The sequence below is a fragment of the Acinetobacter sp. YH12105 genome, assembly GCF_013419095.1.
Classification (GTDB): Bacteria; Pseudomonadota; Gammaproteobacteria; order Pseudomonadales; family Moraxellaceae; genus Acinetobacter; species Acinetobacter pseudolwoffii.
In genome coordinates this window covers 11,862-35,176 of the sequence record NZ_VPAU01000013.1, presented here as the reverse complement: position 1 = coordinate 35,176, position 23,315 = coordinate 11,862, and the positions used below count along the sequence as shown (strand labels likewise).

General features: G+C 44.8%; 21 protein-coding genes. 13 read left to right on the top strand and 8 right to left on the bottom strand.

What is annotated here, in order from left to right; all coding sequences use genetic code 11:
- Positions 1-27: 27 nt before the first annotated feature.
- On the bottom strand, positions 28-2,694 hold the full coding sequence (locus FTU44_RS10340; RefSeq protein WP_180050578.1) for a TonB-dependent receptor: 2,667 nt from the start codon (positions 2,692-2,694) through the stop codon (positions 28-30).
- Positions 2,695-3,438: 744 nt separating this feature from the next.
- Here FTU44_RS10340 and FTU44_RS10335 point away from each other — a divergent pair.
- From FTU44_RS10335 to FTU44_RS10310, 6 genes are read left to right on the top strand one after another with little or no spacing between them, the layout of a single operon-like run.
- Entirely contained in the window at positions 3,439-5,196 is a 1,758-nt protein-coding gene (locus FTU44_RS10335; protein ID WP_180050576.1) for an ABC transporter substrate-binding protein, read from the top strand.
- Positions 5,197-5,218: 22 nt separating this feature from the next.
- The gene (locus FTU44_RS10330) at positions 5,219-7,021 is read left to right on the top strand and encodes an ABC transporter substrate-binding protein (protein WP_180050573.1); all 1,803 of its coding nucleotides are present in this window, start codon (positions 5,219-5,221) and stop codon (positions 7,019-7,021) included.
- Positions 7,022-7,041: 20 nt separating this feature from the next.
- Positions 7,042-9,048, top strand: a complete 2,007-nt coding sequence (locus FTU44_RS10325; protein ID WP_064097001.1) for a M3 family metallopeptidase — start codon at positions 7,042-7,044, stop codon at positions 9,046-9,048.
- 12 nt (positions 9,049-9,060) lie between these two features.
- The gene (locus FTU44_RS10320; RefSeq protein ID WP_180050570.1) at positions 9,061-9,999 is read left to right on the top strand and encodes an ABC transporter permease; all 939 of its coding nucleotides are present in this window, start codon (positions 9,061-9,063) and stop codon (positions 9,997-9,999) included.
- A 7-nt stretch (positions 10,000-10,006) separates the two neighbouring features.
- Positions 10,007-11,158 (top strand): ABC transporter permease, encoded by a 1,152-nt coding sequence (locus FTU44_RS10315; RefSeq protein WP_005172399.1) that lies wholly within the window; start codon positions 10,007-10,009, stop codon positions 11,156-11,158.
- A gap of 10 nt (positions 11,159-11,168) precedes the next feature.
- Positions 11,169-12,905, top strand: a complete 1,737-nt coding sequence (locus FTU44_RS10310) for an ABC transporter ATP-binding protein (protein ID WP_180050568.1) — start codon at positions 11,169-11,171, stop codon at positions 12,903-12,905.
- A gap of 54 nt (positions 12,906-12,959) precedes the next feature.
- On the opposite strand, the gene rluB is transcribed toward FTU44_RS10310, so the two are convergent.
- From rluB to FTU44_RS10280, 6 genes are all read right to left on the bottom strand, one after another.
- The gene (gene rluB / locus FTU44_RS10305; protein WP_074384125.1) at positions 12,960-14,051 is read right to left on the bottom strand and encodes a 23S rRNA pseudouridine(2605) synthase RluB; all 1,092 of its coding nucleotides are present in this window, start codon (positions 14,049-14,051) and stop codon (positions 12,960-12,962) included.
- A gap of 41 nt (positions 14,052-14,092) precedes the next feature.
- Positions 14,093-14,683, bottom strand: a complete 591-nt coding sequence (gene scpB, locus FTU44_RS10300) for an SMC-Scp complex subunit ScpB (RefSeq protein ID WP_005095975.1) — start codon at positions 14,681-14,683, stop codon at positions 14,093-14,095.
- On the bottom strand, positions 14,680-15,474 hold the full coding sequence (locus tag FTU44_RS10295) for a ScpA family protein (protein WP_180040302.1): 795 nt from the start codon (positions 15,472-15,474) through the stop codon (positions 14,680-14,682). The genes scpB and FTU44_RS10295 overlap by 4 nt, the downstream gene beginning before the upstream one ends.
- Positions 15,475-15,784: 310 nt before the next feature.
- On the bottom strand, positions 15,785-16,069 hold the full coding sequence (locus FTU44_RS10290) for a hypothetical protein (protein ID WP_180050566.1): 285 nt from the start codon (positions 16,067-16,069) through the stop codon (positions 15,785-15,787).
- A 41-nt stretch (positions 16,070-16,110) separates the two neighbouring features.
- Entirely contained in the window at positions 16,111-16,728 is a 618-nt protein-coding gene (locus tag FTU44_RS10285) for an L-threonylcarbamoyladenylate synthase (RefSeq protein WP_005095982.1), read from the bottom strand.
- A gap of 87 nt (positions 16,729-16,815) precedes the next feature.
- Complete coding sequence (locus FTU44_RS10280; RefSeq protein WP_180050653.1) at positions 16,816-17,478, bottom strand: elongation factor P hydroxylase; 663 nt, start codon at positions 17,476-17,478, stop codon at positions 16,816-16,818.
- Positions 17,479-17,575: 97 nt separating this feature from the next.
- Here FTU44_RS10280 and FTU44_RS10275 point away from each other — a divergent pair, with 97 nt between their 5' ends.
- The 6 genes from FTU44_RS10275 to lysM all read left to right on the top strand — a co-directional run bounded on the left by FTU44_RS10275 (position 17,576) and on the right by lysM (position 21,337).
- Positions 17,576-18,133, top strand: a complete 558-nt coding sequence (locus FTU44_RS10275) for a DUF177 domain-containing protein (RefSeq protein WP_005095985.1) — start codon at positions 17,576-17,578, stop codon at positions 18,131-18,133.
- A gap of 77 nt (positions 18,134-18,210) precedes the next feature.
- Positions 18,211-18,393, top strand: a complete 183-nt coding sequence (gene rpmF / locus FTU44_RS10270) for a 50S ribosomal protein L32 (RefSeq protein WP_004279227.1) — start codon at positions 18,211-18,213, stop codon at positions 18,391-18,393.
- A 223-nt stretch (positions 18,394-18,616) separates the two neighbouring features.
- Positions 18,617-19,603 (top strand): ACP S-malonyltransferase, encoded by a 987-nt coding sequence (gene fabD, locus FTU44_RS10265; RefSeq protein WP_180050563.1) that lies wholly within the window; start codon positions 18,617-18,619, stop codon positions 19,601-19,603.
- Positions 19,600-20,334, top strand: coding sequence for a 3-oxoacyl-ACP reductase FabG (fabG, locus tag FTU44_RS10260; RefSeq protein ID WP_004646100.1), 735 nt, complete (start codon positions 19,600-19,602; stop codon positions 20,332-20,334). The genes fabD and fabG overlap by 4 nt, the downstream gene beginning before the upstream one ends.
- An 83-nt stretch (positions 20,335-20,417) precedes the next feature.
- The gene (gene acpP / locus FTU44_RS10255) at positions 20,418-20,654 is read left to right on the top strand and encodes an acyl carrier protein (RefSeq protein WP_004646101.1); all 237 of its coding nucleotides are present in this window, start codon (positions 20,418-20,420) and stop codon (positions 20,652-20,654) included.
- Between the two features lie 185 nt (positions 20,655-20,839).
- Positions 20,840-21,337, top strand: a complete 498-nt coding sequence (lysM, locus tag FTU44_RS10250) for a peptidoglycan-binding protein LysM (protein WP_005095992.1) — start codon at positions 20,840-20,842, stop codon at positions 21,335-21,337.
- Positions 21,338-21,447: 110 nt separating this feature from the next.
- Here lysM and FTU44_RS10245 read toward each other — a convergent pair whose 3' ends face one another.
- On the bottom strand, positions 21,448-21,915 hold the full coding sequence (locus FTU44_RS10245; protein WP_180050560.1) for an Lrp/AsnC ligand binding domain-containing protein: 468 nt from the start codon (positions 21,913-21,915) through the stop codon (positions 21,448-21,450).
- Between the two features lie 138 nt (positions 21,916-22,053).
- On the opposite strand from FTU44_RS10245, the gene FTU44_RS10240 reads away from it, so the two are divergent.
- On the top strand, positions 22,054-23,313 hold the full coding sequence (locus tag FTU44_RS10240) for a D-amino acid dehydrogenase (protein WP_100328927.1): 1,260 nt from the start codon (positions 22,054-22,056) through the stop codon (positions 23,311-23,313).
- Positions 23,314-23,315 lie beyond the last annotated feature (2 nt).

The following is a 23,315-nucleotide window of genomic DNA, read 5'->3' as shown; positions in this document are numbered from 1 at the left end:
TGGCAGCAGTGTTTGCGAAAAGATTAATTAAAAGAATTTATAGGTACCACGTAAGAAGTAGGTACGGCCCATTGGGTCACCATGACGAGGATCATAGCCGTATTGGGCATTATTGGTTGCATCAGAAGCAGGTGGTTCTGCATCAAACATGTTACGGATACCAGCAGTTAGCTCCAGATTTTTGAATCCGTTATAGGTTCCTGCAAAGTTATAAAGCGTATAAGCACTTACATCACGTTCTTGTGAAAAGTCTTCATAACCACGGATATATTGTTGTTCTAGTCTCATTTTCCAGTTTTCATAAGACCAGTTGATATTGGCAATATGTCTCCAACGAACGACTGCAGGATCATCATAGATGCCCACCAAACCTTTCCATGAGCCACCCGGTTCTTCTTGCTCATCCATTTTGATGACATAGGTCCCATCAATGCCGAAACCGAAGCGGCCGGTCGCTGTCATTGGGGTTAAATAATTCAGGCTAAGGTCAATCCCTTCAGTTTTTAAGCCACCCATATTTTGTAAGGTGGTGTTTAAATACTGAATACGGCCATCTGGTGCATAAACGATCAGGTTGCCATAGCGATCAAGATCATTGAAAATATCATTAGGTGTAACTGAGCTAACTAGACCTTCAATGTCAATATTGTAGTAATCGGCAGTGAAGACCAGATTCTTGATCGGCTCATACACGAAACCGGCTGTAAAAGAGGTTGACTCTTCCGGCTGTAAGTCCGGATTACCACCCTGTTTACGCTTGAACTGCATACCACACTGATCGGCAAACTCGATGTTGTTCGGTGTGCCGTCTGCATTACAAAAACGCGGGTTATTAAAGTTGGTGCTGGTATTGGTTTCACTTTGTAAGGAGTTAATTTCCCACATACTTGGTGCACGGAATCCGGTGCTATAAGAGCTACGGAACATCAGTTCTTTCATTGGTTCCCAGCGTAGAGATACTTTTGGATTAAAAGTGTCACCAAAGTCACTATAGTCATCATAACGCGCCGCAAGTTGAGCTTCTAAGCTCGGCAAGATTGGAATGTGAAATTCGGTAAATACTGCAGTGATATCACGGTCACCAGAACTTGCAGGCTTGTCCGGATCAATACCACTACCTGGAACCTGTCGAACCAGATCCGCATTGACCTTGGCTTCCCAGTCCTGAGTGGTAAAGCTTCCGCCCAAGGCAAAGCCAACTTCACCCGCAGGTAGTTCGTAGATTGGGCGACTGACAGTGAAATCTAAGGTGGTGGAATCCAAGCTAGCCATATTGGTCGCGCCTGCTACATCAAAGGTCGACCATTTTCCAGCATCTGCAGCTGCCTGAGGACCAAATGGATTTAAGGTGCCATCATTAAGCGCAGCCTGAACCTGACTCTGGTTCAGATAACCACTGACGAAATTGTCAGTTGCTTCACTTTTGGCATAAGTTACGCCACCATTTACATCCCAGCCTAAAACCTCACCTTCGATTCCTGCAAAGAACCGGTTTGATTCATTCACTGATTGAGAAACGCGGTTACCTGACTGTGAACGTAAAAAAAGTGGGACTCTTGTATCTGTAAGACCAGCAATGCCTGGCGTAATACCTTGGCCCGGGTAGTATTTGCTGGTATCTGGAATAGAAAGGGTTCCAGCCCATACATCTGGGGCAATTGAAGTGGTCACTTCACTTTCGGTATAAATATATTCAGCAACGGCATTTAATGAATCGGTGAGTTTAAATGTACCTTTGGCTAAAGCAGAAAAGGTTTCTTCATCTGGAGTAATGCCAATGAGTGCTTGAGTATTTAACAGGCAGCGACTCCCTGAGATGAACATATTTGGAGCATTATTACAGTTCTGATTAATATAAGGGTTAACTATGCCTAGAGTTGAGGATTGCAAGTTAGCAGGAAAGCCCGAACCGGAACCAATTGACATGTTGAGTTCAGGAATCAAGCCACCACGACGGCTGACTTTACGGTCTTTGGCCATAATCATATCGGAAGTACGATAGTCGATTACACCATAAACGTTAAATCCCTGTTCGTCCAAATCCCCATAACCACCGAAAATCGAAACATCATACTTGTCGCCATTTTTTTCTTCCGGTGCTTGCAGTCCGCCCGAAATACCAAAACCTTGGTATTCTTTTTTGATAATAAAGTTAATTACCCCGGCAATTGCATCTGCACCATATACCGCAGAAGCACCATCACGCAGGATCTCGATACGGTCAACCATCGCCAGTGGAATGATATTCAGGTTAACTTCAGAGGTACTGAAAGGGCTATTTGCTAAACGACGGCCATTTAATAAAACTAGAGTCTTATCGGTACCAATACCACGCAGGTTGGCAGCTGAACCCGAAGTATTACTTTTACCGATATTTTGGGAAACAGCGAAGCCGGCTTGGTTAGCACTGACTTTATTAATGGCTTCTTCAACCGTGGTGACCCCCTGATTCACCAGATCTTCAACTTTAAGTACAGTAATTGGTGATGCGCTTTGTGCTGCAACCCCTTTAATCGACGACCCCGTCACTGTCACTTTCTGAACTTTGGTCGGTTGTGCCCCAGAATTTTCTGCTTCATCTGCTGCATGTGCTAAAGAAAAACACATCATACTTAAGGTAAGCGTACTTAACTTGAGTATCGTTTTGCCAACCGTTGGAGCCCCCATAGATCCGACTAGTTTATTTATTTTCATCGTAAAGTTCACCTTTCTTGTTGTGTGAAGATAATGCTGTATTCTTTTTAAGCAAAGCAAGTGCCAACTTAGCTGTAATTCTTGTAAAAATATTCAAAATATTAAGAAGTATTTAATTTATAACGGTTTAGAAAGAAAGAACTTATGCGTCAGGGAAAGCAGATAAAAGGTATTTGAATAAATAAGAAAAAATGATATTGAAAATCAGTATTTATGGCTTAATAGTAAGTATTATGTAAAAAATATGGTAACTGGTTGGCATTTTAAAATTCTGTAATGTCTTTGTAATACGGCTTAGGACTATGATTTAAAACTTTTATAGTAATAAGCTTAATAATTAAAAAATATAGATTTATTTTATTTATAGCGAGAAGTGCTGTACCGCAGGAATGCTATAAAATGACTCACTAGTGAATTATTTCTGTGCAATAAATTGAAAGTCATTGTAGGATTAATGCAACAAATACTCCGAATTGTATCTGAGTGATTTTATAAATGAATATTATTTTAAATAATTAATAAAAATATGTTTTTTGATGTACAAAGAACTTAATTATTACTTAAAGCCTAGAGTGGCATGAAATTAGCTTAGCTTTGAAAGATTAGGTTCATCATATAGGCTGAATGTTGAAAAATAAAAAACATGAAGCAGATAAAAAGTGATAGATACATATAAAAACTTATTCATTTTAATAGCTTAAATAAACAAAAATAGGTATGACTTTGAAATCAGCAATGTTAAAGATGACCGTTTTAGCACTGACCATCGGATCGGGGGAGGCGGTCTTGGCAAAATCGCCTGCGCAGTCAGATAAAGTTTTAAATATTGCATTTGAAGCGCCTGATGACGGTTTTGATATGGTCAAGACCTATAATTTTTATAGTGGCAGTATTGCTGAAGCGATTTTTGAACCCTTATTACGCTATGACTATCTGGCACGACCCGCCACTTTAACCCCGAACACTGCGGAAGCCTTGCCCAAGATCGAGCAGGAGGGCAAAGTCTATACCTTCAAGATTAAGCCTGGAATTTACTTTAGTGCTGATCCGGCATTTAAGGGCAAGAAGCGTGAACTGGTGGCGCGTGATTATATCTACTCCATGCAAAGGATCATGGATCCCAAAAATCATTCGCCGACATTTTCTTTTATCGAGGGAAAAATCCTTGGGGCAGATCAGGTCATCCAGCAGGCTAAAAAAACTGGCAAGTTCAACTACGATGCAGCTATTCCCGGTTTAAAAGCACTAGACAAATATACTTTACAAATTACCCTGACCCGTTCCGACCTGAATTTTCCATATATTCTGGCCTATGTGGCTTTTAGTGGTACCGCACGAGAAGCGATCGAACATTATGGTCATCGGGCAGGTCAGCATCCGGTTGGAACAGGGGCGTATCAATTACACAAATATGTGCCGCGTAGCCGTATTGAACTGACTGCCAACCCGAATTATCGTGGTTTTGTCTGGAACTTTAAGGGTGATGGTTCTGAATGGGATCAACGTATTGTCAAAGCCATGCAAGGCAAGCAGATGCCGCAAATTGGCAAGATCAAAATCAGTATTATTGAAGAGGAACAGTCTCGCTGGCTGGCTTTAAAGTCTGGACAACTGGACTATGACAAACTCACTGCGAGCGGCGCCGAACAGGCCCTGGAAAATAAGCAGCTGAAAAGCGAATACAAGAAAAAAGGCATCCTGCATTATCCGAATAAAGAACCGGAAATTACCTATACCATCATGAATATGCGTGATCCGTTAATTGGTGGGAATTCACTGGAAAAAATTGCCTTACGTCGTGCTCTCGCCTTGTCCTATAACCAGAAAGAAGCTATCCAGCAGTTGTACAAAGGTCATGCCGATAAAGCTGAAATGATTTTGCCAGAGGGAGTGGGTGGACATGACCCGAAGTATAAAAGCAGTATTGCTTATAACCCATTATTGGCCAATAAACTGCTTGACCGCTTTGGCTATAAGAAAGGTGCTGATGGTTACCGAACCTTGCCTGATGGAAAGCCTTTGATACTAAAAATGAATTCGACCAGCTCAAGCTCTTCGGTGATTTCTGCAGAGTTATGGAAAAAGAATCTGGATGCGATCGGGGTACGAATTGAGTTCAAGGTCAGTAATTTTGCTGACAATTTAAAAGAAGCCACCCAATGCAAACATATGATGTGGGGTGGAGCCTGGATTGCGGATTATCCGGAAGGGGAAAACTTTGCCCAGTTACTGTATGGGCCAAATGCGCAGCAAGGCAACCTGAGTTGCTATACCTCAAAAGCCTATGACGCGTTGTACCAGACCGCGATGAAACTGCCGCCGCAGCAGCGGATGCCATATTATGAGCAGATGAACCGTCAGATGGAGGCCGATAATCCATGGATTCTGCACAATACCCGGATACGTAACTGGTTGATTCATCCGCATGTACAGGGCTTTAAAGCCCATCCGGTGACCAGAGCAGTTTGGCAATATATGGATATTGAACCTGTTAAAAAATAACTTGAGAAGATTAAGAACCAGTATGAATGTGAATAAAAATACTTTAAAAAAACTGGCCAGTGGGGTGTTAGTGGCCGGTTTGATGATGGCAGGGAGTGCATCGACATGGGCCAGCAATCCTGCCAACCCGAATAAGGTTTTAAAAACAGTATTTCTGGCAGCTGAAACCGGTTTTGATCCGGGCTATATCCATGACCGTTATTCGGCCAAGATTAACTCGGCGATTTTCGAAACCTTATATACCTATGATTATCTGGCCTCACCGGCAAAATTAGTGCCATTGACTGCAGTCAGTCTGCCTCAAGTGAGTGCGGATGGCCTGACTTATACCATCAAAATCAAAAAGGGTATTTACTTTGCCGATGATCCGGTCTTTGGCGGTAAAAAACGTGAACTGACCTCGTATGACTATGCTTATAGCTTGAAACGTCTACTGGACCCAAAGCTGCATTCACCGAACAGCTGGTTGCTGGATGGCCGAATTAAAGGCTTGGACACATGGGTGGCTTTAGGGAAAAAGAATGGCAAAGCCTATGAAAATCCGTTTGAAGGTATTCAGACCCCAGACCGCTATACCTTGGTATTAAAGCTGAATAATCCGGATCAGAACTTTCCGATGTTGCTGGCACATGGGCCTGCCGCTGCAGTAGCTCGTGAAGTGATTGAAAAATATAAAGACAAGGCGGGTTGGGTCATGAATAGGCCAGTAGGAACTGGTCCTTACGTGCTCAGCCGCTGGACACCAGGCTCACGGATTATCTTAAAACCAAATCCAGCTTATCGTGGTTTTGTCTGGGACTTTAAAGCCAGTGGTGCAGAAGATCAGGCCATTGTAAAAGCCATGCAGGGCAAAAAAATGCCGCAAATTGGCACTATTGATGTGCGTGTTATTGAAGAAGCGCAATCCCGGATGCTGGCATTTAAGAAAAATGAACTGGACCTGCTCGAAATTGAGGGCGATATCGTCGTACAGGCGCTCGATGGCGATAAATTAAAGCCTGAGCTGGCCCAGCAGGGGGTGAAGCTGTCACGTATTTTAGAGCCCTCCATTAGCTACCATTACTGGAATATGCAAAATCCGGTCGTGGGTGGTTTCGCGCCAGAAAAAATTGCCTTACGTCGAGCCATGGCAATGGCATTTTCTGTAGAAAACATGATCAGTATTTTACTCAAAGGAGATGGTGCAAAACTGCACATGCCTATTCCCCCAGGTGTAGCAGGCTATTCACCGTCCTATAAAAGCAGTACGCCATATTCGGTCAAGGCAGCCAATATGTTGCTCGACCGCTATAACTACAAGATCGGTGCAGATGGCTGGCGGAAGACGCCTGAAGGTAAACCTCTGGTAATTGAAATGATTGTTTACAATACCAGTCGGGGCCAGCAGCAGGGTGAATTCTGGAAAAAGACCCTGGACAGTATCCATATTCAGCTGACCAGTAAGGCCATGCCATTTGCTGAAAGTATCAAGCTGGAAAAGCAATGTAAAACCATGTTCAAGAGTTCTGCATGGATTGCCGACTATCCGGATGCTGACAACTTTATGCAGCTGTTCTATGGCAAGAATGTCAATGTCACCAACAATGCCTGCTTTAAACATCCTGAATTTGACCGTCTGTACGAACAAACCCAGAGCATGCCACCAGGTCCGGAGCGTGATCTGCTCTACCGCAAAATGACCCGGATTCTGGAAGTTAACATGCCGACCCTGATGCTCTATAGCAGCTACCGTAACGCCTTGACCCAACCCCAAATTATCGGACATAAGTCCCATCCGATTCTGTCTTCAGAATGGATGTATATCGATATTAATACGAAAAAGTAAGAAAAAATCTGGAGATGAATATGAAGTTAAAGCCTTTAAAATTAAGTACCTTATGTTTAATGATAATGGGGGGGTATCAAGGTGTAGCGGCAGATACCCAAGTACAGCTGCTGCCATTATTCAAGGCTGCAGAAATTCCATCTTTATGTGATGCCAGTCTGGCTTCCATGCAAAAAGATATCCAGATATTTGAAAATAAAAAAATTAAAGATAATGCCAAGGCAGGGCCTTATCTGGCCGAATGGGATGAGTTGCATGCCAAAGCCCGTGATTTCGGTGCTGCAGTAGGACTATATAGTAATGTCGATCCGGATCCTGCATTGCGTCAGGCAGCCGATGACTGTGAACTTAAAATCAGCAAATACCAGACCACCCTGTATCAGAATCCGAAACTGTATGCCCAGTTCAAGAAACTGAAAGCCAGTGATCCGATTGATCAGAAATTTTTAGAAGATATTCTGGAGCAGTTTGAGAACACCGGGGTACAACTCAGTGCAGAAAAACAGAAACGACTGAAAGAAATTATTGAAGAAAGTACTAAACTGGGGCAGGACTTTTCCAAAAATGTGCGGGATAACCCTGAAAAAGTTGAATTTACTCCAGCTGAAATGAAAGGCCTGCCAGAAAGTTACATCGCAAATTTAAAGAAAAATGAAAAGGGCAATTATTTGCTGGGCTTTGATTATCCGGAATACCAGCCGTTTATGGAGCTGGCAGAAAGTGATGAAGCACGCAAACGCTACCAGACCGCTTACACGCGTCGCGGGACCGAACAAAACCTGCAATTCATGAAAAAGGCCATTGATCTACGTTATGAAATGGCACAACTTTTTGACAAGGAAAGCTATGCCCATTCTGCGCTTGAATTCCGCATGGCCAAAACTCCGGAAGCAGTGAACGGTTTTCTGGATGAGGTTTATGCCAAAGTTGCACCTCTAGAAAAGCAGGATGTAGAACAATTACGTCAGTTCAAGGCTGAAACTTTAAAAGTTCCAGTAGAGAAAGCAGAAATTACACGTTGGAATCAGGGTTACTGGAGTGAAAAACTGCGTCAGGCCAAATACAAGGTAGACCAGGAAAAATTACGGGATTATTTCCCGACAGAAGCATCGCAAAAATGGTTATTCGCTATTTCTTCGGAACTCTATGGCATTGAGTTCAAGCCGGTGAAAGTTAAGGCCTGGCATGATGAAGTGGAATATTATGCGGTACATGACAAGGCTACGGGCGAATTCCTGGGCGGATTATATGTCGATAAATACCCGCGTGAAGGCAAATATGGGCATGCAGCTGTTTGGGGAGCTTATGGCGGCAGTACCCTGAATCAGCGTCGTCCGGTATCGGTACTGGTGACCAATTTTAACCGTAAGGGCTTGAATAGCAATGAACTAGAAACCTTTGTGCATGAAATGGGTCATGCCTTGCACGGGATTCTATCGAAAACCCGCTATACAGAACAGTCTGGTACCTCGGTAGAGCGTGACTTTGTAGAAGCACCATCACAGATGTATGAAGAGTGGGCACGCCGTCTGGAAACCTTGTCAAAAGTAGCGGATTACTGTGAGCCGGCATGTCCTCGAGTGGATGCTGCCATGACCGAGCGCTTAAAGAATGTGAAGAATTACGGCCGAGGCCTGCATTACGCCCGTCAGGCTTTATATGCCCAATATGATATGGCCCTGCATGGTAAAGATGCAAAAAATATTGAGCCTTTAAAACTCTGGCAGGATATGGAAGGTAAAACCGCCTTGGGTTATGTCAACGGTCAGCAGTTCCCGGGACAGTTCGGGCATCTGATGGGCGGCTATCAGGCAGGTTACTACAGCTATATGTGGTCTGAGGTCATTGCCCTTGATATGCTTTCCTCCTTTGGTGATCAGCTGATGGACAAGAAAGTCGGTGCGCATTATCGCAATACGGTCCTGGCTCAAGGTGGACAAAAGCATGGCGAGCAAATGGTGAAAGACTTCTTGGGTCGTGATCCGGACAGCAAAGCTTTCTTTAATGAAATCTCTGGAAAAAATTAAGGAAGGCAAGCGATGCTGGCATATATTATTCGACGGCTTTGGCAAATGATCCCGACCATGCTCGGGGTGATTTTGCTGATATTCCTGCTGTTTAACTGGGTAGGTGGAGACCCTGCCTATATTCTGGCCGGTAAAATGGCCAATGCGGAACAGATTGAGAACATCCGTCAGCAACTGGGTGTGGATCAACCGTATTACGTACAACTCTGGATCTTTATCAAGCAGATTTTAACCTTTGATTATGGGGTGAGCTGGAGTACCGGAGAGTCGGTGGCACAGATTATCACCACCCGTTTGGGGCCCTCACTGACCATTCTGATTCCACTGACCATTCTGCAAACTATTATTTCTATCATTCTGGCTTTGGGTGTGGCTTCAGTTCGTGGTTCTTTGACTGATCGCATGATCATGATGCTATGTACGATCGGTATGTCGATCAGTATTCTGGTGTACATCATCGTGTTCCAGTATTTCCTCGCTTATGAGCTGAGCTGGTTTCCGGTGCAGGGCTGGAGTGATAATTTCGCTGACAATCTTTTCAAATACGCCTTATTGCCTGTACTGATTATGCTGGTGGTGAGTATTGCCCCGACCTTACGTCTGTACCGCAGTTTCGTACTGGATGAAGTCAATCAGGACTATGTGCGTACTGCACGGGCCAAAGGTCTGGGCGAGAGCCGGATTCTGGGCGTGCATGTGCTACGCAATGCCTCGATTCCGATTATTACCGATGTGATGGCGGGGCTTCCGGCACTGCTGATCGGTGCTTTCCTGATTGAGCGTTTTTTCGGTATTCCGGGGATTGGTCGTGAAGTGATTATTGCCGTAGAGCGTTCGGATTTCCCGGTGATTAAAGCGATTACGGTCTATGTTGCCGCTGCGACCATGATATTCAACCTGATTGCCGATCTGATCTATAAATGGGTCGATCCACGCGTACAGTTGAAGTAGGTGAATTATGCTGAGTGCGATATTTAAAAAAGAGCAACACGCTCAAGCCGTGCCTGAGTCTACTTCGACAGGATTATGGCAACTGGCCATGCGCCGTTTGAAACGTGACCGGATTGCCATGTTCTCCTTATTGGTGGTGCTGTTTTATCTGCTGCTACTTTTGCTTTCCATGAGCGGTTTTATTGCCAAGGACTGGAATAAAGAAGTGGCGGTCAGTTATGCACCGCCAAGTTTTATCAGTGCAGCGCCGGTGCCGGCTGTTTCCGGTGAAGAACAGGAAGCAGAATCGGTCGTTTTACCGGTCAATCCAGTCGATCCTTTAAAAGAGGTGATTGCAGAACTCAATGCTGAAATTGCTGCAGAGCAAAGTATGGGGGGCAGCATCGATTATTATGGTGTAACAGATCCGCTGGCAGAAGACATGCACGTCATTAACCAGCAGCTCGGTGGTCAGCTGATGGATCAGGACAGCGAATTAAAACAGAGTCTGATCTTTGGTGCGGATAAATGGGGACAGGATGTTTTACAGAAAACCATTAAAGGTGCGGAAACCTCGATTCTGGTCGGACTGGTTGCGGCTTTGGTCGCTGTGATCATTGGCACCGTACTTGGTGCACTTGCCGGTTATTTTGGTGGCTGGGTCGATGATCTCCTTAACTGGTTTTATAATGTCTTTACTTCAATTCCTTATTTACTGCTGGTTCTGGCAATTGCTGCGGTGTTACAACAGAAAGGGATTTTATCAATCATCCTGATTTTAGGTCTGACCGGCTGGACGGGAGTATTCCGTCTGGTTCGTGCCGAGTACATGAAACATACGGCGCGTGAATATGTACTGGCTGCCAAGGCGATTGGGGTGAGTAATTTACGGCGTATGTTTGTACATATTTTTCCAAATGTCAGTCATATTGCCTTGGTACAAATGTCCATTCTGGTGGTGGCTTTTATCAAATCTGAAGTGATTCTCAGCTTCCTTGGTTTTGGCGTGCCAATCGGAGTAGTGTCTTGGGGAAGCATGCTGAATGAAGCGCAAAGCGAGCTGATTTTAGGAAAATGGTGGCAATTGGCCGCAGCCTCGATTGCCATGGCGATACTGGTGACGGCTTTCTCGATGTTTACCGATGCACTCCGTGATGCATTAGATCCGAAACTGAAATAGGAGCGCAACCATGTCTGAAATCAATCCAAGCGCAGCACCTGCGTTACTTCGCGTGGAAAATCTGCGTGTCAGTTTTAAAGGTGAAAATAAACAATATATCGAAACCGTGAAAGGGGTTTCTTTTGAAATTCCGGCCAATACTACGGTGGCATTGGTGGGAGAGTCGGGAAGTGGCAAGTCGGTTACTTCACTGGCGACCATGGGCTTGCTCCCGACGGAAAGCGCGCGTATTTCCGAAGACAGCCGGATTATCTTTGAAGGGAAAAATCTGCTTAAGCTCAAAACCCGTGACATGCGCCAGATGTGTGGTAAAGATATTGCCATGATTTTTCAGGAGCCGATGTCCTCGCTCAATCCGGTATTTACGGTAGGCATGCAGATTGCAGAAATCCTGCAACTCCATTTGGGTATGAATAAAAAACAGGCGCGGCAACGTACTCTGGAATTGCTCAAAGAAGTGGGTATTCCTGCACCTGAAACTAAAATCGATGCTTATCCGGGGCAGCTTTCGGGGGGGCAGCAGCAGCGGGTCATGATTGCCATGGCCATTGCCTGTGAACCCAAGCTGTTGATTGCGGATGAACCGACCACAGCCCTGGATGTCACCATTCAAAAGCAGATTCTGGACTTGCTGGAATCTCTGCGTCAGCGCCGTCAGATGTCGATGCTGTTCATTACTCATGATCTGGCTTTGGTGGGGGAAATTGCCGATCAGGTGATTGTGATGCGACATGGTGAAATTCGTGAACAGGGTTTGGTTCAGGACGTACTGGATCGACCTCAGGATATGTATACCCGGGCTTTATTGCATTGCCGTCCACAATTGTCGCAACGTCCGTTACGTTTGCCAATGATCAGTGATTTTATGAAACAGGATGGTTCAACCTGGCTGGACGATATCCACCTGAATACTCAACTTCCGCAACGCTCACGCGGACTCAAGGGCGGAGAAGAAATTATTCTGGATGTACGTGATCTGAAAAAATCTTTTTATAGCCGCAAAGGTCTGTTTGGCAAAGATGAATTTCAGGCGGTGAAAGGAGTTTCTTTTCAGCTGGCCAAAGGTAAAACCTTGGGGCTGGTCGGAGAATCCGGTTCGGGCAAAACCACCATTGGCTTGTTGTTGATGCGTTTACAACAGGCAACAGGCGGTAAAGCGCTGTTTCAGGGGCGAGACATTTTGGCCATGTCTGAAAAGGAATTTAACCAGTATCAACGTAAAATCCAGATCATTTTCCAGAATCCTTATGCCTCTTTAAATCCGCGTTTTACCGTGGGGCAAATCCTGATGGAACCGATGCAGATTCATAAAATTGGTCAGGATGATGCAGAGCGCAAGCAAATGGCTTTGGATCTGTTGGAGCGGGTCAGCTTGCCTGCTCAGGCTTTTTATCGCTATCCGCATGAGTTTTCCGGTGGTCAGCGTCAGCGTATTGCAATTGCACGTTGTCTGACTTTGAAGCCTGAAATTTTGATCTGTGATGAGTCGGTCTCGGCGCTGGATGTTTCAGTACAGGCGCAGGTCTTGAATTTACTGCAAGATTTGCAGGATGAATTTGGACTCAGTTATATTTTCATTTCACATGATTTATCGGTGGTGAAGTATATTTCAGATCAGATCATGGTGATGAATCATGGGGAACTGGTGGAAATTGCCAATTCAGATGAATTGTATCAGTCACCACAGCATGAATATACCAAGCGTTTACTCAGTGCCATTCCACAAGGGATTCCACAAAGTGCCTGATACATAATGCATAAAAAAGTCAGGCAATTGCCTGACTTTTTTTGTTTATATCAATTAAAACTTTTTAAAGCCTTTATTGACACCGTATGGACGACGCGGCGCATTTTCATCACGTTCTTCACGGCGACCAAAAGCTTGATCGGGACGAGTTTCGCGGCGAGGAAATTGAGTATTGCCATCACGGTTGTCACGACGAACGAACTGCGTACCATTTTGGTTTTCATTTCTGTCACGACGACCATAGGCATTGTCATCACGACGCTCGCGGCCAGGGTTATTCTGTGGTTGTTGTTCATCACTGTCACGACGTTGCTGACGCAAGAAACCGCCACGGCGTGCAGCCATCGGTTTATCCTGCATACGCTCGTTACGACGTTTCGCCATACCAAACAGGCCTGTACCTTGACGTGGTTTCAGTTCCACAGCTTTGGTCAGGTTGTCGATATCGTTTTTATCCAGTTCAATCCAGCGACCGGTACGCAGTTCGCGTGGCAGAATCACAGTACCGTAGCGGGTACGCAGCAGACGGCTCACTTTCAGACCTTGTGATTCGAAGATACGACGTACTTCACGGTTACGCCCTTCTTTTACTACGACCTGGAACCAACGGTTAATACCATCACCGCCGAGTTCAGAGAACGATTCGAATTTTGCTGGGCCGTCATCTAATACCACGCCTTTAAGCATGGTGTTTTTGATTTGTGGTGTCACTTCACCCATGACACGAACTGCGTATTCACGTTCGATTTCATTGGATGGATGCATCAAGCGGTTGGCAAGTTCGCCATCATTGGTGAACAGTAACAGACCGGTCGAGTTAATATCCAGACGGCCGACCATCACCCAGCGATCGCCCGGAATCGCAGGCAACTGTTCAAACACGGTCGGGCGGTTTTCAGGATCGCTACGTGAGCAGATTTCGCCTTCAGGCTTATAATAGATAATCACACGACGACGAATTTCGTCTTCAATCTGAAATGCAACTTTACGACCATCGATGCGAAGCTCATCACCTGGTTCGATTCGTTCACCCACTTGGGCAATTTGCCCATTGACGCTTACACGACCCGCGGCAATGACTTCTTCCATATAACGGCGAGAACCCAAACCAACGCGTGCAAGCACCTTTTGCAATTTTTCACTCATGACAGCATAACCTTAGAAATAATTATCAACAGTTCACCTATTTATGACTTCGGTGCATTTGCATCGAGGGCCATAAAAGCTTCCTTGGCATCCTGCAGGGGAGGCAATTGGCCTAAAGAATTCAAGCCAAACGCATTTAAAAATTGTGGCGTTGTCATTAACAACGCAGGTCTTCCAGGGAGTTCACGAAATCCGGATTCTTTAATCCAGTTCCAGTCAAACAGCGTACGCAAAATCTGACTGTTATTCGTCACACCACGAATTTGTTCAATATCGGCTCGGGTCACCGGCTGGTGATAAGCAATCACTGCAAGTGTTTCAAGTAAGGCTGGCGACAAGCGAGTTGGTCGCTCAGGCCAGGTCTGTGCAATAATATTACGATATTTTGCACGCACTTGAAAACGATAACCTTGTGCTGTTTCAATCAGTTCAATCGAACGGCCATGCATTAACATGGAAAGTTGTTGTAAATACTGACGTAATTCCTGTTTGCTATAGCGATCCTGAAAAGCCTCTTTCAGACGCGCCAGTGAAACCGCAGAGTCGCTGGCGAAAATAATCGCCTCAAGTTGCATCAACACCTCATGCAGATGATCTTCTGCAGAAAACAGCGTATTTGGCTCTAGTGTCATTGACTGGCTCCTTGAACTGCGAGCGGGGCTTCAATACCTGTAGCAATAATCTGAATTCTTTGTTGCCGGGTCAGCTCCAGCACTGCCATAAAGGTCACCACCATGCCCATGCGTCCCTGACTCGGTTTGAGTAAATCGGCAAAAGATAAGACTTCGCCAGATTCCAGACAGCTTTCAATATAGGCAATCCGTTCTTCGAGCAGTACCGGTTCCTGTTGCACCTGATGAATCACCGGTTCAGGACGGTTAAAAATACACAACAAGGCATCACGCAGTAAATCGATCGAATAGCCTTCATTATTCTGCTGAACGTCGCCCAGACTGACATGGGTCAGGAATGTATCACGCTCCAGAATAGGCATTTGCCCCAGACGTTCTGCTGCCCGTTTAATTCTTAAATAATTTTCTAAACGGTCGATCAGTTCTTGTTTTGGATCTTGCTCAATCGCAGACAGGCTTTTCGGTTTAGGCAATAACAGACGCGATTTGAGATCTGCCAATAAAGCAGCCATCACCATATAATCTGCGGTCAGCTCAATATTCAGGGATTTCATTGCATCCATATAGGATAAATATTGCGCTGCAATCGGCGCGATATCGACTTGCAACAGGTCAAAACCGTTTTTTTGAATCAGGTAAATTAAAAAGTCGAGTGGGCCTTCAAAATGTTCTAACAAGATTTCAAATGCGGCGGGAGGAATATACAGATCCTCTGGAATAGTATCCTGCCATTCATCCAGAACCCGAATGTGCGGAGCAGATTCCATTGTGTTATGGATAATTTGAGTCATTACAATTATAGGCCACGCGAATTTTCAAAGGCATGCAAAGGCTTAATCTTCGGTATCTCATCGAAAGAAAAAGCATAGAATTAAGTGCCGTCATTGTACTGGAAAAGTAACTCTAAATAAATTAAATAAGGAGTCAAAGGCATAAAAACTTGAAAAAATAATGGAATTTATCTGCAATTTAAAAGAAGGCCCCAAAAAAACAGCCAGATAAGCGGGGCAAAGAGTCAATGTGTTACGGGTGGAAGCTATGACCATATCCATGTTTTAGTATCCTGCGATATGATTAATACCTATCTGAGTGCTAAGAACTTCAGCGCGGTGAGGAAGGATATTCACTCAGTGCAAACTCAATCATACGTTGGCAAGTCTCTGCCAGGCATAGGTTCTGGCTTGAATAGATCTGTAATAGCTGTCGAAGCAAAGCCAAATTCATGAAAAACTGATATTCAGTAGCATCAATGTTTAGAGTGGGACTGGGCGAAGGATATGCTTCGATCATGATGGCCCTGGATTGAAGTGTCCAAGGCAGTTCTGCATAGATACAATGTTGGGCAGAGAATTCATGCTGATTCAGCAGGATATAAAATAAATCCATAGACTGACTCCTACAGTCGGCTGGAAATAAGATGGCACTCTTTATTCAAATGCGCTGACATCACCCACGCCACGACGAATAATTTCTGGATGATCACCAGATAAATCAATAATCGAGGTGGTGCTTAATGTACCTAAACCGCTATCGATAAACACATCAATGCGTTTGCCCAATTGCATTTCAATCTCAAAAGGATCATCCAGCGGATCGGTCTGGTCCGGCAAAATCAGGGTGGAGGTCAAGAGAGGCTCACCCAGTTCTTTGAGCAGCATCTGACACACCGGATTGCTCGGAATGCGCAGGCCAATGGTTTTCTTTTTGGGATGCATCAAGCGTTTCGGCACTTCACTGGTGGCCGGTAAAATAAAAGTGGTGACTGCTGGTGTATTGTTTTTGAGTAAGCGATACATGGCATTGTCCACTTTGGCATAGGTGGCAATATCGGATAAATCACAGCACAAAATTGCATATTGATGTTTTGGGCCAAGTCCGCGAATCTGTGCAATGCGTTCCATGGCACTTTTATTCCCAATCTGGCAACCAATCGCATAGGCAGCATCCGTGGGATAGACCACCACATCGCCAGCACGGATTCGTTCTACCGCCTGACTGATTAAGCGCGGTTGCGGGTTATCGGGGTGTACGCGTAAATGCAGCATAGAGGCTACTCCAAGCTTGGGCTGATGGCTTATTATGTGGCGCTCAGGCAGCGTCTGGCAATCACCAAAAAGGTAGATTTGTGTAATTTAATCAAGCATTTCACGTATAAATTCATTAGATTGTAAACTTTTGCCACCTCTGCTACAGGCACAGATACCTTGAATAAAGCGTTGTGCATCCCGTGGCAATTTTGCCTCACCACGAAAATAAGCCTGCACTTGTGCATAGACATGATCTTTAAAGCGGGTTCCGTCACCACCGTCACCAGTCAGGTTATCCAGCGACACCCTGAATTTACGCCCAAAGGCCTGGGCAAACATCCACTCGATTGCCTGCGGTTTAATTTCCACCTGTTCAAACAGCGCTTGTTGCTCGGCTGTACGCCCATCTGGGGCATACCAGTAGCCAAGATCCGGAAGTTCCCGGCGTTTATCCCCGGCAATCGTCCAATGGCTGATTTCATGCAAGGCACTATTAAAGAAACCATGTGCAAACTGAATCCGGGCAGGAGTATCGGCATCGGCAGGAAAATATTCAGGTTCAAATTCGCCACGGACTAAAGTCACATTTAAATGGGAAAACCAGTGATTAAAGTGTAAGATGAGCCAGTCCACCTGCTGCGCTTCTGACGATAAATTCGTCCATGGTGAGAGTTGCACTTGTTGTGTTGAACTGTCAGAATCAAGGCTTGGAATTGTGCTAACGAGTGATGAAACATTCACTTCTGTTTGCGGCTGCAACAGATGCATGACTTGAGTTACCCAAATGGTCTGTCGAAATAAGTACAAAATTGTATCTTAATCTTTGACAGAGTACTGATGAATTTGTAGAATTGCCGCCTTAATTATGTCAGCAAATACCTTTCCGGCACAGATTGAGCCGTTTAAATGGGCTGAACAGGGCTTTAAATGGTCAGGTCAACTGCCTTTATCCCGCTTTGTTCGTATCGCTCGTGAAGCTGTTGGATCAATTGATGATCAATTGATTAACATAGACTGTAAGCTATCAATGGATGCCTATCATCGTATTGCATGGCTAGATGGTCACGTTGAAACAAAAGTTCCTATGGAATGCCAGCGTTGTCTGGAAACTGTAGAGATTGAACTGGTTTCATCGTTCCATTTGGCACTTGTGGATGATGAGTCACTGATAGAGCGCTTGGATGAGGATGCTGATTTCATCGTCCTAGGTGAAAGTGAAGCAACGACCAAAGGTGACTATGATGCACCTGCGACCGCTGATTTGCTCGCGCTGATAGAAGATGAACTGTTATTGTTGATGCCGTTGTCGCCTAAACATGAGTTTTGCGAACATAAGCATCAGCCTGCCATAGAAGAAGTTGTCGAAGAAAAACGAGATAATCCGTTTGATGTTTTGGCAGCTCTGAAGGGTAAACTTAACTAATTTTTGTGTTATACTCTTGTGTATAAGACAATCGAATTTGTTCTGATCCATTTTTTCGATCTTTGTAAGGAGCCATCATGGCCGTTCAGCAAAACCGTAAAAGTCGCTCTCGCCGTGACATGCGCCGTTCACATGACGCTTTAACCGAGAATGCATTAACTGTAGACCAAGCTACTGGCGAGACTCACCGTCGTCACCACGTATCTAAAGATGGTATCTACCGTGGTCGTCAATTATTCGCTAAAGCATCTGCTGAATAATTGGTGATGTATTAAGCGTCAAGCTTAGTAGAAAAAATGGGAGCATTTAGCTCCCTTTTTTTTGTCTTTGATTTTTAGGTGTATCGGTTTTTTGTTGTATTTGGCAATTACCGCCAGCAAAATTACATGCTAAATTGCGCTCCACAATGATTTAGGTGGTCTTATTGGTCAGTCTTCTTGTTAGGATTGAAGAAGCACACCTCTTGAATGAAAGGATTTTATTATGTCTGCTACACCACTCGAACAAGCAGCGCCAGCAACAAAAACTGCATTTGTGTTTCCGGGTCAGGGTTCCCAAAAAGCTGGTATGCTGGCTGAGCTTGCAGAACAGTTTGCGAGTATTCGCGAGACATTTGCAGAAGCATCTGAAGCCGTCGGTTTTGATCTGTGGCAGATTGCGCAAACTGGCGAAAACTTAAATCAAACTGAATTTACCCAGCCGGTATTGCTGACTGCAAGTATTGCCTTATGGCGCGTGTGGTTGGAATCTGGCGGTGTAGCACCGAAATATCTGGCAGGCCATTCACTGGGTGAATATAGCGCACTGGTCGCATCGGGTGCTTTAAGCCTAGGTGATGCTGCGAAGCTGGTGAACCTGCGTGGCAAATTGATGCAAACTGCTGTACCTCAGGGTGTGGGTGCAATGGCTGCCATTTTGGGTCTGGACGATGCCAAAGTGATTGAGCTGTGTGCACAAGCAACTGCAGCAGGCGAAGGCTCTGTCGAAGCAGCGAACTATAATGCGCAAGGGCAAGTAGTCGTTGCAGGCAATAAAGATCGCGTTGAAGCAGTGATGGCATTGGCCAAAGAAAACGGCGGAAAAGCCATTGCATTGCCAGTATCGGTTCCATCGCATTGTTCATTAATGAAACCTGCTGCTGAACAGTTTGCTCCGGCATTGGAACAAACCGCCATTGAGCTACCACGCATTCCTGTATTACAAAATGTAGGCGCGCAAGCGGCAACCAGTGTAGATGAATTGCGTCAGGCGTTGACCGCGCAACTTTATGAGTCGGTACAATGGACTAAAACCTTACAATTCCTTCAAGATGAAGGTGTTGAGTACATCGTAGAATGTGGTCCGGGTAATGTATTGACCAACTTGGCGAAACGCTTGCCGAATATTCAAAAAGCACTTCCACTGGACAGTCAATCTCGTCTGGAAGATGCATTAAACACCGTATTGGCGGCAGAAGGGAAAAGTGCATGACACAGGAACGTAAAGTTGCTCTGGTAACAGGTGCAAGTCGTGGTATTGGTGCTGCGATCGCACAGCAATTGATTCAAGACGGTTATTTTGTCGTAGGTACTGCAACGTCTGAAGCAGGTGCGGAAAAATTATCGGCAGAATTTGCTGAAAATGGCGCTGGAAAAGTACTAGATGTACGTGATGGTGCTGCGATTGATGCGCTGGTAACGGACATCGAACAGAACTATGGTCCAGTCCTTGCGTTGGTCAATAATGCAGGTATTACCAAAGACAATTTGCTGCTGCGTATGTCTGAAGATGACTGGGATGATATTTTAAATATTCACCTGAAAGCAGTTTACCGTTTGTCTAAGCGTGTACTCAAAGGCATGACCAAGGCGCGTTTCGGCCGCATTATCAATATCAGTTCTGTGGTGGCACACTTTGCCAACCCGGGTCAGGCCAATTATTCTGCTGCCAAAGCAGGTATTGAGGCATTTAGCCGTAGCCTTGCCAAAGAAATGGGTAGCCGTCAAATTACCGTAAACTCGGTAGCACCAGGTTTTATTGCGACTGAAATGACGGAACAGCTAAGCGAAGAAATTCGTAAAAAGATGACTGAGCAGGTGGCATTAAACCGTTTAGGTGATCCACAAGATATCGCAAATGCCGTAAGTTTCTTGGCTTCGGATAAAGCCAGTTACATTACTGGTACAGTTATGCATGTAAATGGGGGCTTATACATGAGCTAAGCTCAAGTATAAACTTTCCAAATTTTTTAGATTCAATTAAACTAACGGCATTAAAAACGCCACAAGCAATGAGGAGAATTCCTGTGAGCGATATCGAACAACGTGTTAAGCAAGCAGTTGCAGAACAACTTGGTATCAAAATCGAAGAGATTAAAAACGAAGCGTCTTTCATGGATGACTTAGGTGCAGATTCTCTAGATCTAGTTGAACTGGTTATGTCTTTCGAAAATGATTTCGACATCACGATTCCTGATGAAGATTCTAACGAAATCACAACTGTTCAATCTGCAATTGACTATGTTTCTAAGAAACTGGGTTAATCGCCGATTTCAGCTTTGCTGAGCATAAAGACCACCCTCTCGGTGGTTTTTTTGTGTCTGCTTTTCACCTAAATGGAAATTTTACAATCGATTACCTTTCTGTCACCAATGACTAACTATGCCTTGGCTATTTTCATTATAAAAATAAGAGTGATATGACATTAACGACAAGAATGGAGTTCCATATGGGTCTTTTTGATTTTGTAAAAGGTATCGGTAAGAAAAATACAGCTGCCGCAGAGCCGCAGGCCGCACCAGCAAATACTACTCCAGCCGCAGCAGCACAGCCCGCAGAGCCTTCTGCCCAAGAAGTCGCAAATAAATTACTTGGTCATGTAAAAGGTCTGGGTCTTCCGATCACTGGTTTATCCATCAGTTATAATTCAACCTCGGATCTGGCCACGGTCAGAGGTCAGGTGCAAAGTCAGGCCGATCGTGAAAAAATTATTCTGGCGGTGGGGAATATTGATCATGTGGCCAAAGTGGATGATCAGCTTACGGTCAGCAGCCCTGAACCGGAAAGCAAATTCTATACGGTAAAATCGGGGGATAGCTTGTCAAAAATCTCGAAAGAATTTTATGGTGATGCCAATCAGTACAATAAGATCTTTGAGGCCAATCGCCCATTGCTCAAAGATGCTGATGATATTTTCCCGGGACAGGTATTGCGTATTCCGGCCTGATTTTTAAGTCGAAAATAAATATCTAAATATCTTGTTCACCATAATGCCCCATTTGGGGCATTATTTTTTTGGAAACAGCTTGAGCGCTGAATGTTGAAAGATAAAAATAATTACCCGCCAAGATCCAGATAGAGACTTTCTTTTACTTCCTCCATGACCACATAACTATGTGAGGAAGCAGAAGCAGGTAATTTTTTTAGCAAATCGCCTAACAGACGCCGATAGGCACTCATCTCTTTGAGACGTGCCTTGACCAGATAATCAAAGTCACCGGAAATCAAATGACATTCCAGTACTTCTGGAATTTCGGTCAGATTCCGCGCCACCTGATCAAATACATCACCCGATTTTGCAGAAAGCTTAATCTCCAGAAAGACCAGCAAATTGCGTTCTAGCAGTTCCGGATTTAAGCGCGCGTAATAACCCATGATAATGCCTTCGCGCTCCAACCGTTTTACCCGTTCTGAACAGGGTGTGGTTGACAGGTTCACACGTGCTGCCAGCTCACTAATGGCAATCCGGCCATCGCGTTGCAAGATAGCCAGAATCATGCGATCAATGCGGTCTAATTTACGCATCAATATTTCCCTCTTTTTTTTAATTCTGCCCGAAAAAAATGTTTATTTCACTAAATATATCGTCTCAATATAGTTAAATTCACTATTGATCCAAAAATATACTAGTTAAATTAACTAGAAAAATTTGAGGGTAGTAAGATGCGCGTTTTGGTCTTAGGCAGTGGTGTAATCGGTGTGGCGAGTGCCTACTATCTGGCGCAGCAGGGTGCAGAAGTTAAAGTGCTCGACCGTCAAACCGGGCCGGCTGAAGAAACCAGTTTTGGCAATGCCGGACAAATTTCTCCGGGCTATTCGACGCCATGGGCAGCACCGGGCATTCCATTTAAAGCAGTGAAATGGATGTTCCAGCATCATGCACCTTTGGCCATTAATTTAGATGGCAGTATGTGGCAGTTGAACTGGATGGCACAAATGCTGAAAAACTGTAATCCAGCCAGCTATGCGATTAACAAAGAACGTATGACTCGTGTGGCTGAATATAGCCGTGACTGTTTACGTGAATTGCGTAAAGAAACCGGGATCAGCTATGAGCACCGTTCTAAAGGTACTTTGCAAGTCTTTCGTAACGAAGCGCAATTAGAGATGGTGCAACGTGATATTGCGGTATTGCGAGAATGCGGCGTACCGCATGAATTGTTGTTGGGCGCTGATCTGGCCAAAGTTGAGCCAGCCCTAGCACATGCCCAGGATAAACTGGTGGGCGGCTTGCATTTACCCAATGATGAGACAGGCGACTGTTATTTATTTACCAATGCCTTAGCCAATGTTGCCAAAGAATTGGGCGTGCAGTTTAAATTTAACCAAAATGTTGAGCGTTTGGTGATTGAAGGCGATGAAATTAAGGGTGTCGTGGTCAATGGTGAAGTGCTGACGGCTGATAAATATGTATTGGCATTCGGTAGTTATTCGCGTGATTTCTTAAAACCTTTGAATCTGGATTTGCCGGTTTATCCAGTCAAAGGCTATTCACTGACCATTCCAATTGTTGATGCCAACTTTGCACCACAATCTACGGTGCTGGATGAAACCTATAAAATTGCCATTACGCGTTTTGATCAGCGGATCCGTGTTGGCGGCATGGCCGAACTAAGTGGATTTAACCACAATTTGAAAGACAATCGCCGTGCCACTCTGGAAATGGTCACTCAGGAATTGTTCCCAGGCGGGGATCTGGCAGAAGCGAGTTTCTGGACCGGTTTACGTCCAATGACCCCAGACAGTACCCCGATTATTGGTGTAACGCGTTTTAAAAATCTGTTCCTGAATACTGGACATGGCACCCTGGGTTGGACCATGGCCTGTGGTTCGGGCAAGTTAATCAGTGACATGGTGTTGAATCATAAAACCGAAATCAGCACTGAAGGACTTTCACTCGGACGTTATTCACACGCGGCCTAAAT

Excerpts from the sequence above, each read along its gene's own strand:
- scpB (WP_005095975.1), bottom strand. The coding sequence starts at position 14,683 with ATGACACTAGAGCCAAATACGCTGTTTTCTGCAGAAGATCATCTGCAT.
- FTU44_RS10330 (WP_180050573.1), top strand. The coding sequence starts at position 5,219 with ATGAATGTGAATAAAAATACTTTAAAAAAACTGGCCAGTGGGGTGTTA.
- fabD (WP_180050563.1), top strand. The coding sequence starts at position 18,617 with ATGTCTGCTACACCACTCGAACAAGCAGCGCCAGCAACAAAAACTGCA.
- rluB (WP_074384125.1), bottom strand. The coding sequence starts at position 14,051 with ATGAGTGAAAAATTGCAAAAGGTGCTTGCACGCGTTGGTTTGGGTTCT.
- FTU44_RS10335 (WP_180050576.1), top strand. The coding sequence starts at position 3,439 with ATGACCGTTTTAGCACTGACCATCGGATCGGGGGAGGCGGTCTTGGCA.
- lysM (WP_005095992.1), top strand. The coding sequence starts at position 20,840 with ATGGGTCTTTTTGATTTTGTAAAAGGTATCGGTAAGAAAAATACAGCT.
- FTU44_RS10320 (WP_180050570.1), top strand. The coding sequence starts at position 9,061 with ATGCTGGCATATATTATTCGACGGCTTTGGCAAATGATCCCGACCATG.
- FTU44_RS10325 (WP_064097001.1), top strand. The coding sequence starts at position 7,042 with ATGAAGTTAAAGCCTTTAAAATTAAGTACCTTATGTTTAATGATAATG.
- FTU44_RS10245 (WP_180050560.1), bottom strand. The coding sequence starts at position 21,915 with ATGCGTAAATTAGACCGCATTGATCGCATGATTCTGGCTATCTTGCAA.
- FTU44_RS10295 (WP_180040302.1), bottom strand. The coding sequence starts at position 15,474 with ATGACTCAAATTATCCATAACACAATGGAATCTGCTCCGCACATTCGG.
- FTU44_RS10340 (WP_180050578.1), bottom strand. The coding sequence starts at position 2,694 with ATGAAAATAAATAAACTAGTCGGATCTATGGGGGCTCCAACGGTTGGC.
- FTU44_RS10275 (WP_005095985.1), top strand. The coding sequence starts at position 17,576 with ATGTCAGCAAATACCTTTCCGGCACAGATTGAGCCGTTTAAATGGGCT.
- FTU44_RS10290 (WP_180050566.1), bottom strand. The coding sequence starts at position 16,069 with ATGGATTTATTTTATATCCTGCTGAATCAGCATGAATTCTCTGCCCAA.
- FTU44_RS10315 (WP_005172399.1), top strand. The coding sequence starts at position 10,007 with ATGCTGAGTGCGATATTTAAAAAAGAGCAACACGCTCAAGCCGTGCCT.
- FTU44_RS10240 (WP_100328927.1), top strand. The coding sequence starts at position 22,054 with ATGCGCGTTTTGGTCTTAGGCAGTGGTGTAATCGGTGTGGCGAGTGCC.
- FTU44_RS10285 (WP_005095982.1), bottom strand. The coding sequence starts at position 16,728 with ATGCTGCATTTACGCGTACACCCCGATAACCCGCAACCGCGCTTAATC.
- FTU44_RS10280 (WP_180050653.1), bottom strand. The coding sequence starts at position 17,478 with ATGCATCTGTTGCAGCCGCAAACAGAAGTGAATGTTTCATCACTCGTT.
- rpmF (WP_004279227.1), top strand. The coding sequence starts at position 18,211 with ATGGCCGTTCAGCAAAACCGTAAAAGTCGCTCTCGCCGTGACATGCGC.
- FTU44_RS10310 (WP_180050568.1), top strand. The coding sequence starts at position 11,169 with ATGTCTGAAATCAATCCAAGCGCAGCACCTGCGTTACTTCGCGTGGAA.
- fabG (WP_004646100.1), top strand. The coding sequence starts at position 19,600 with ATGACACAGGAACGTAAAGTTGCTCTGGTAACAGGTGCAAGTCGTGGT.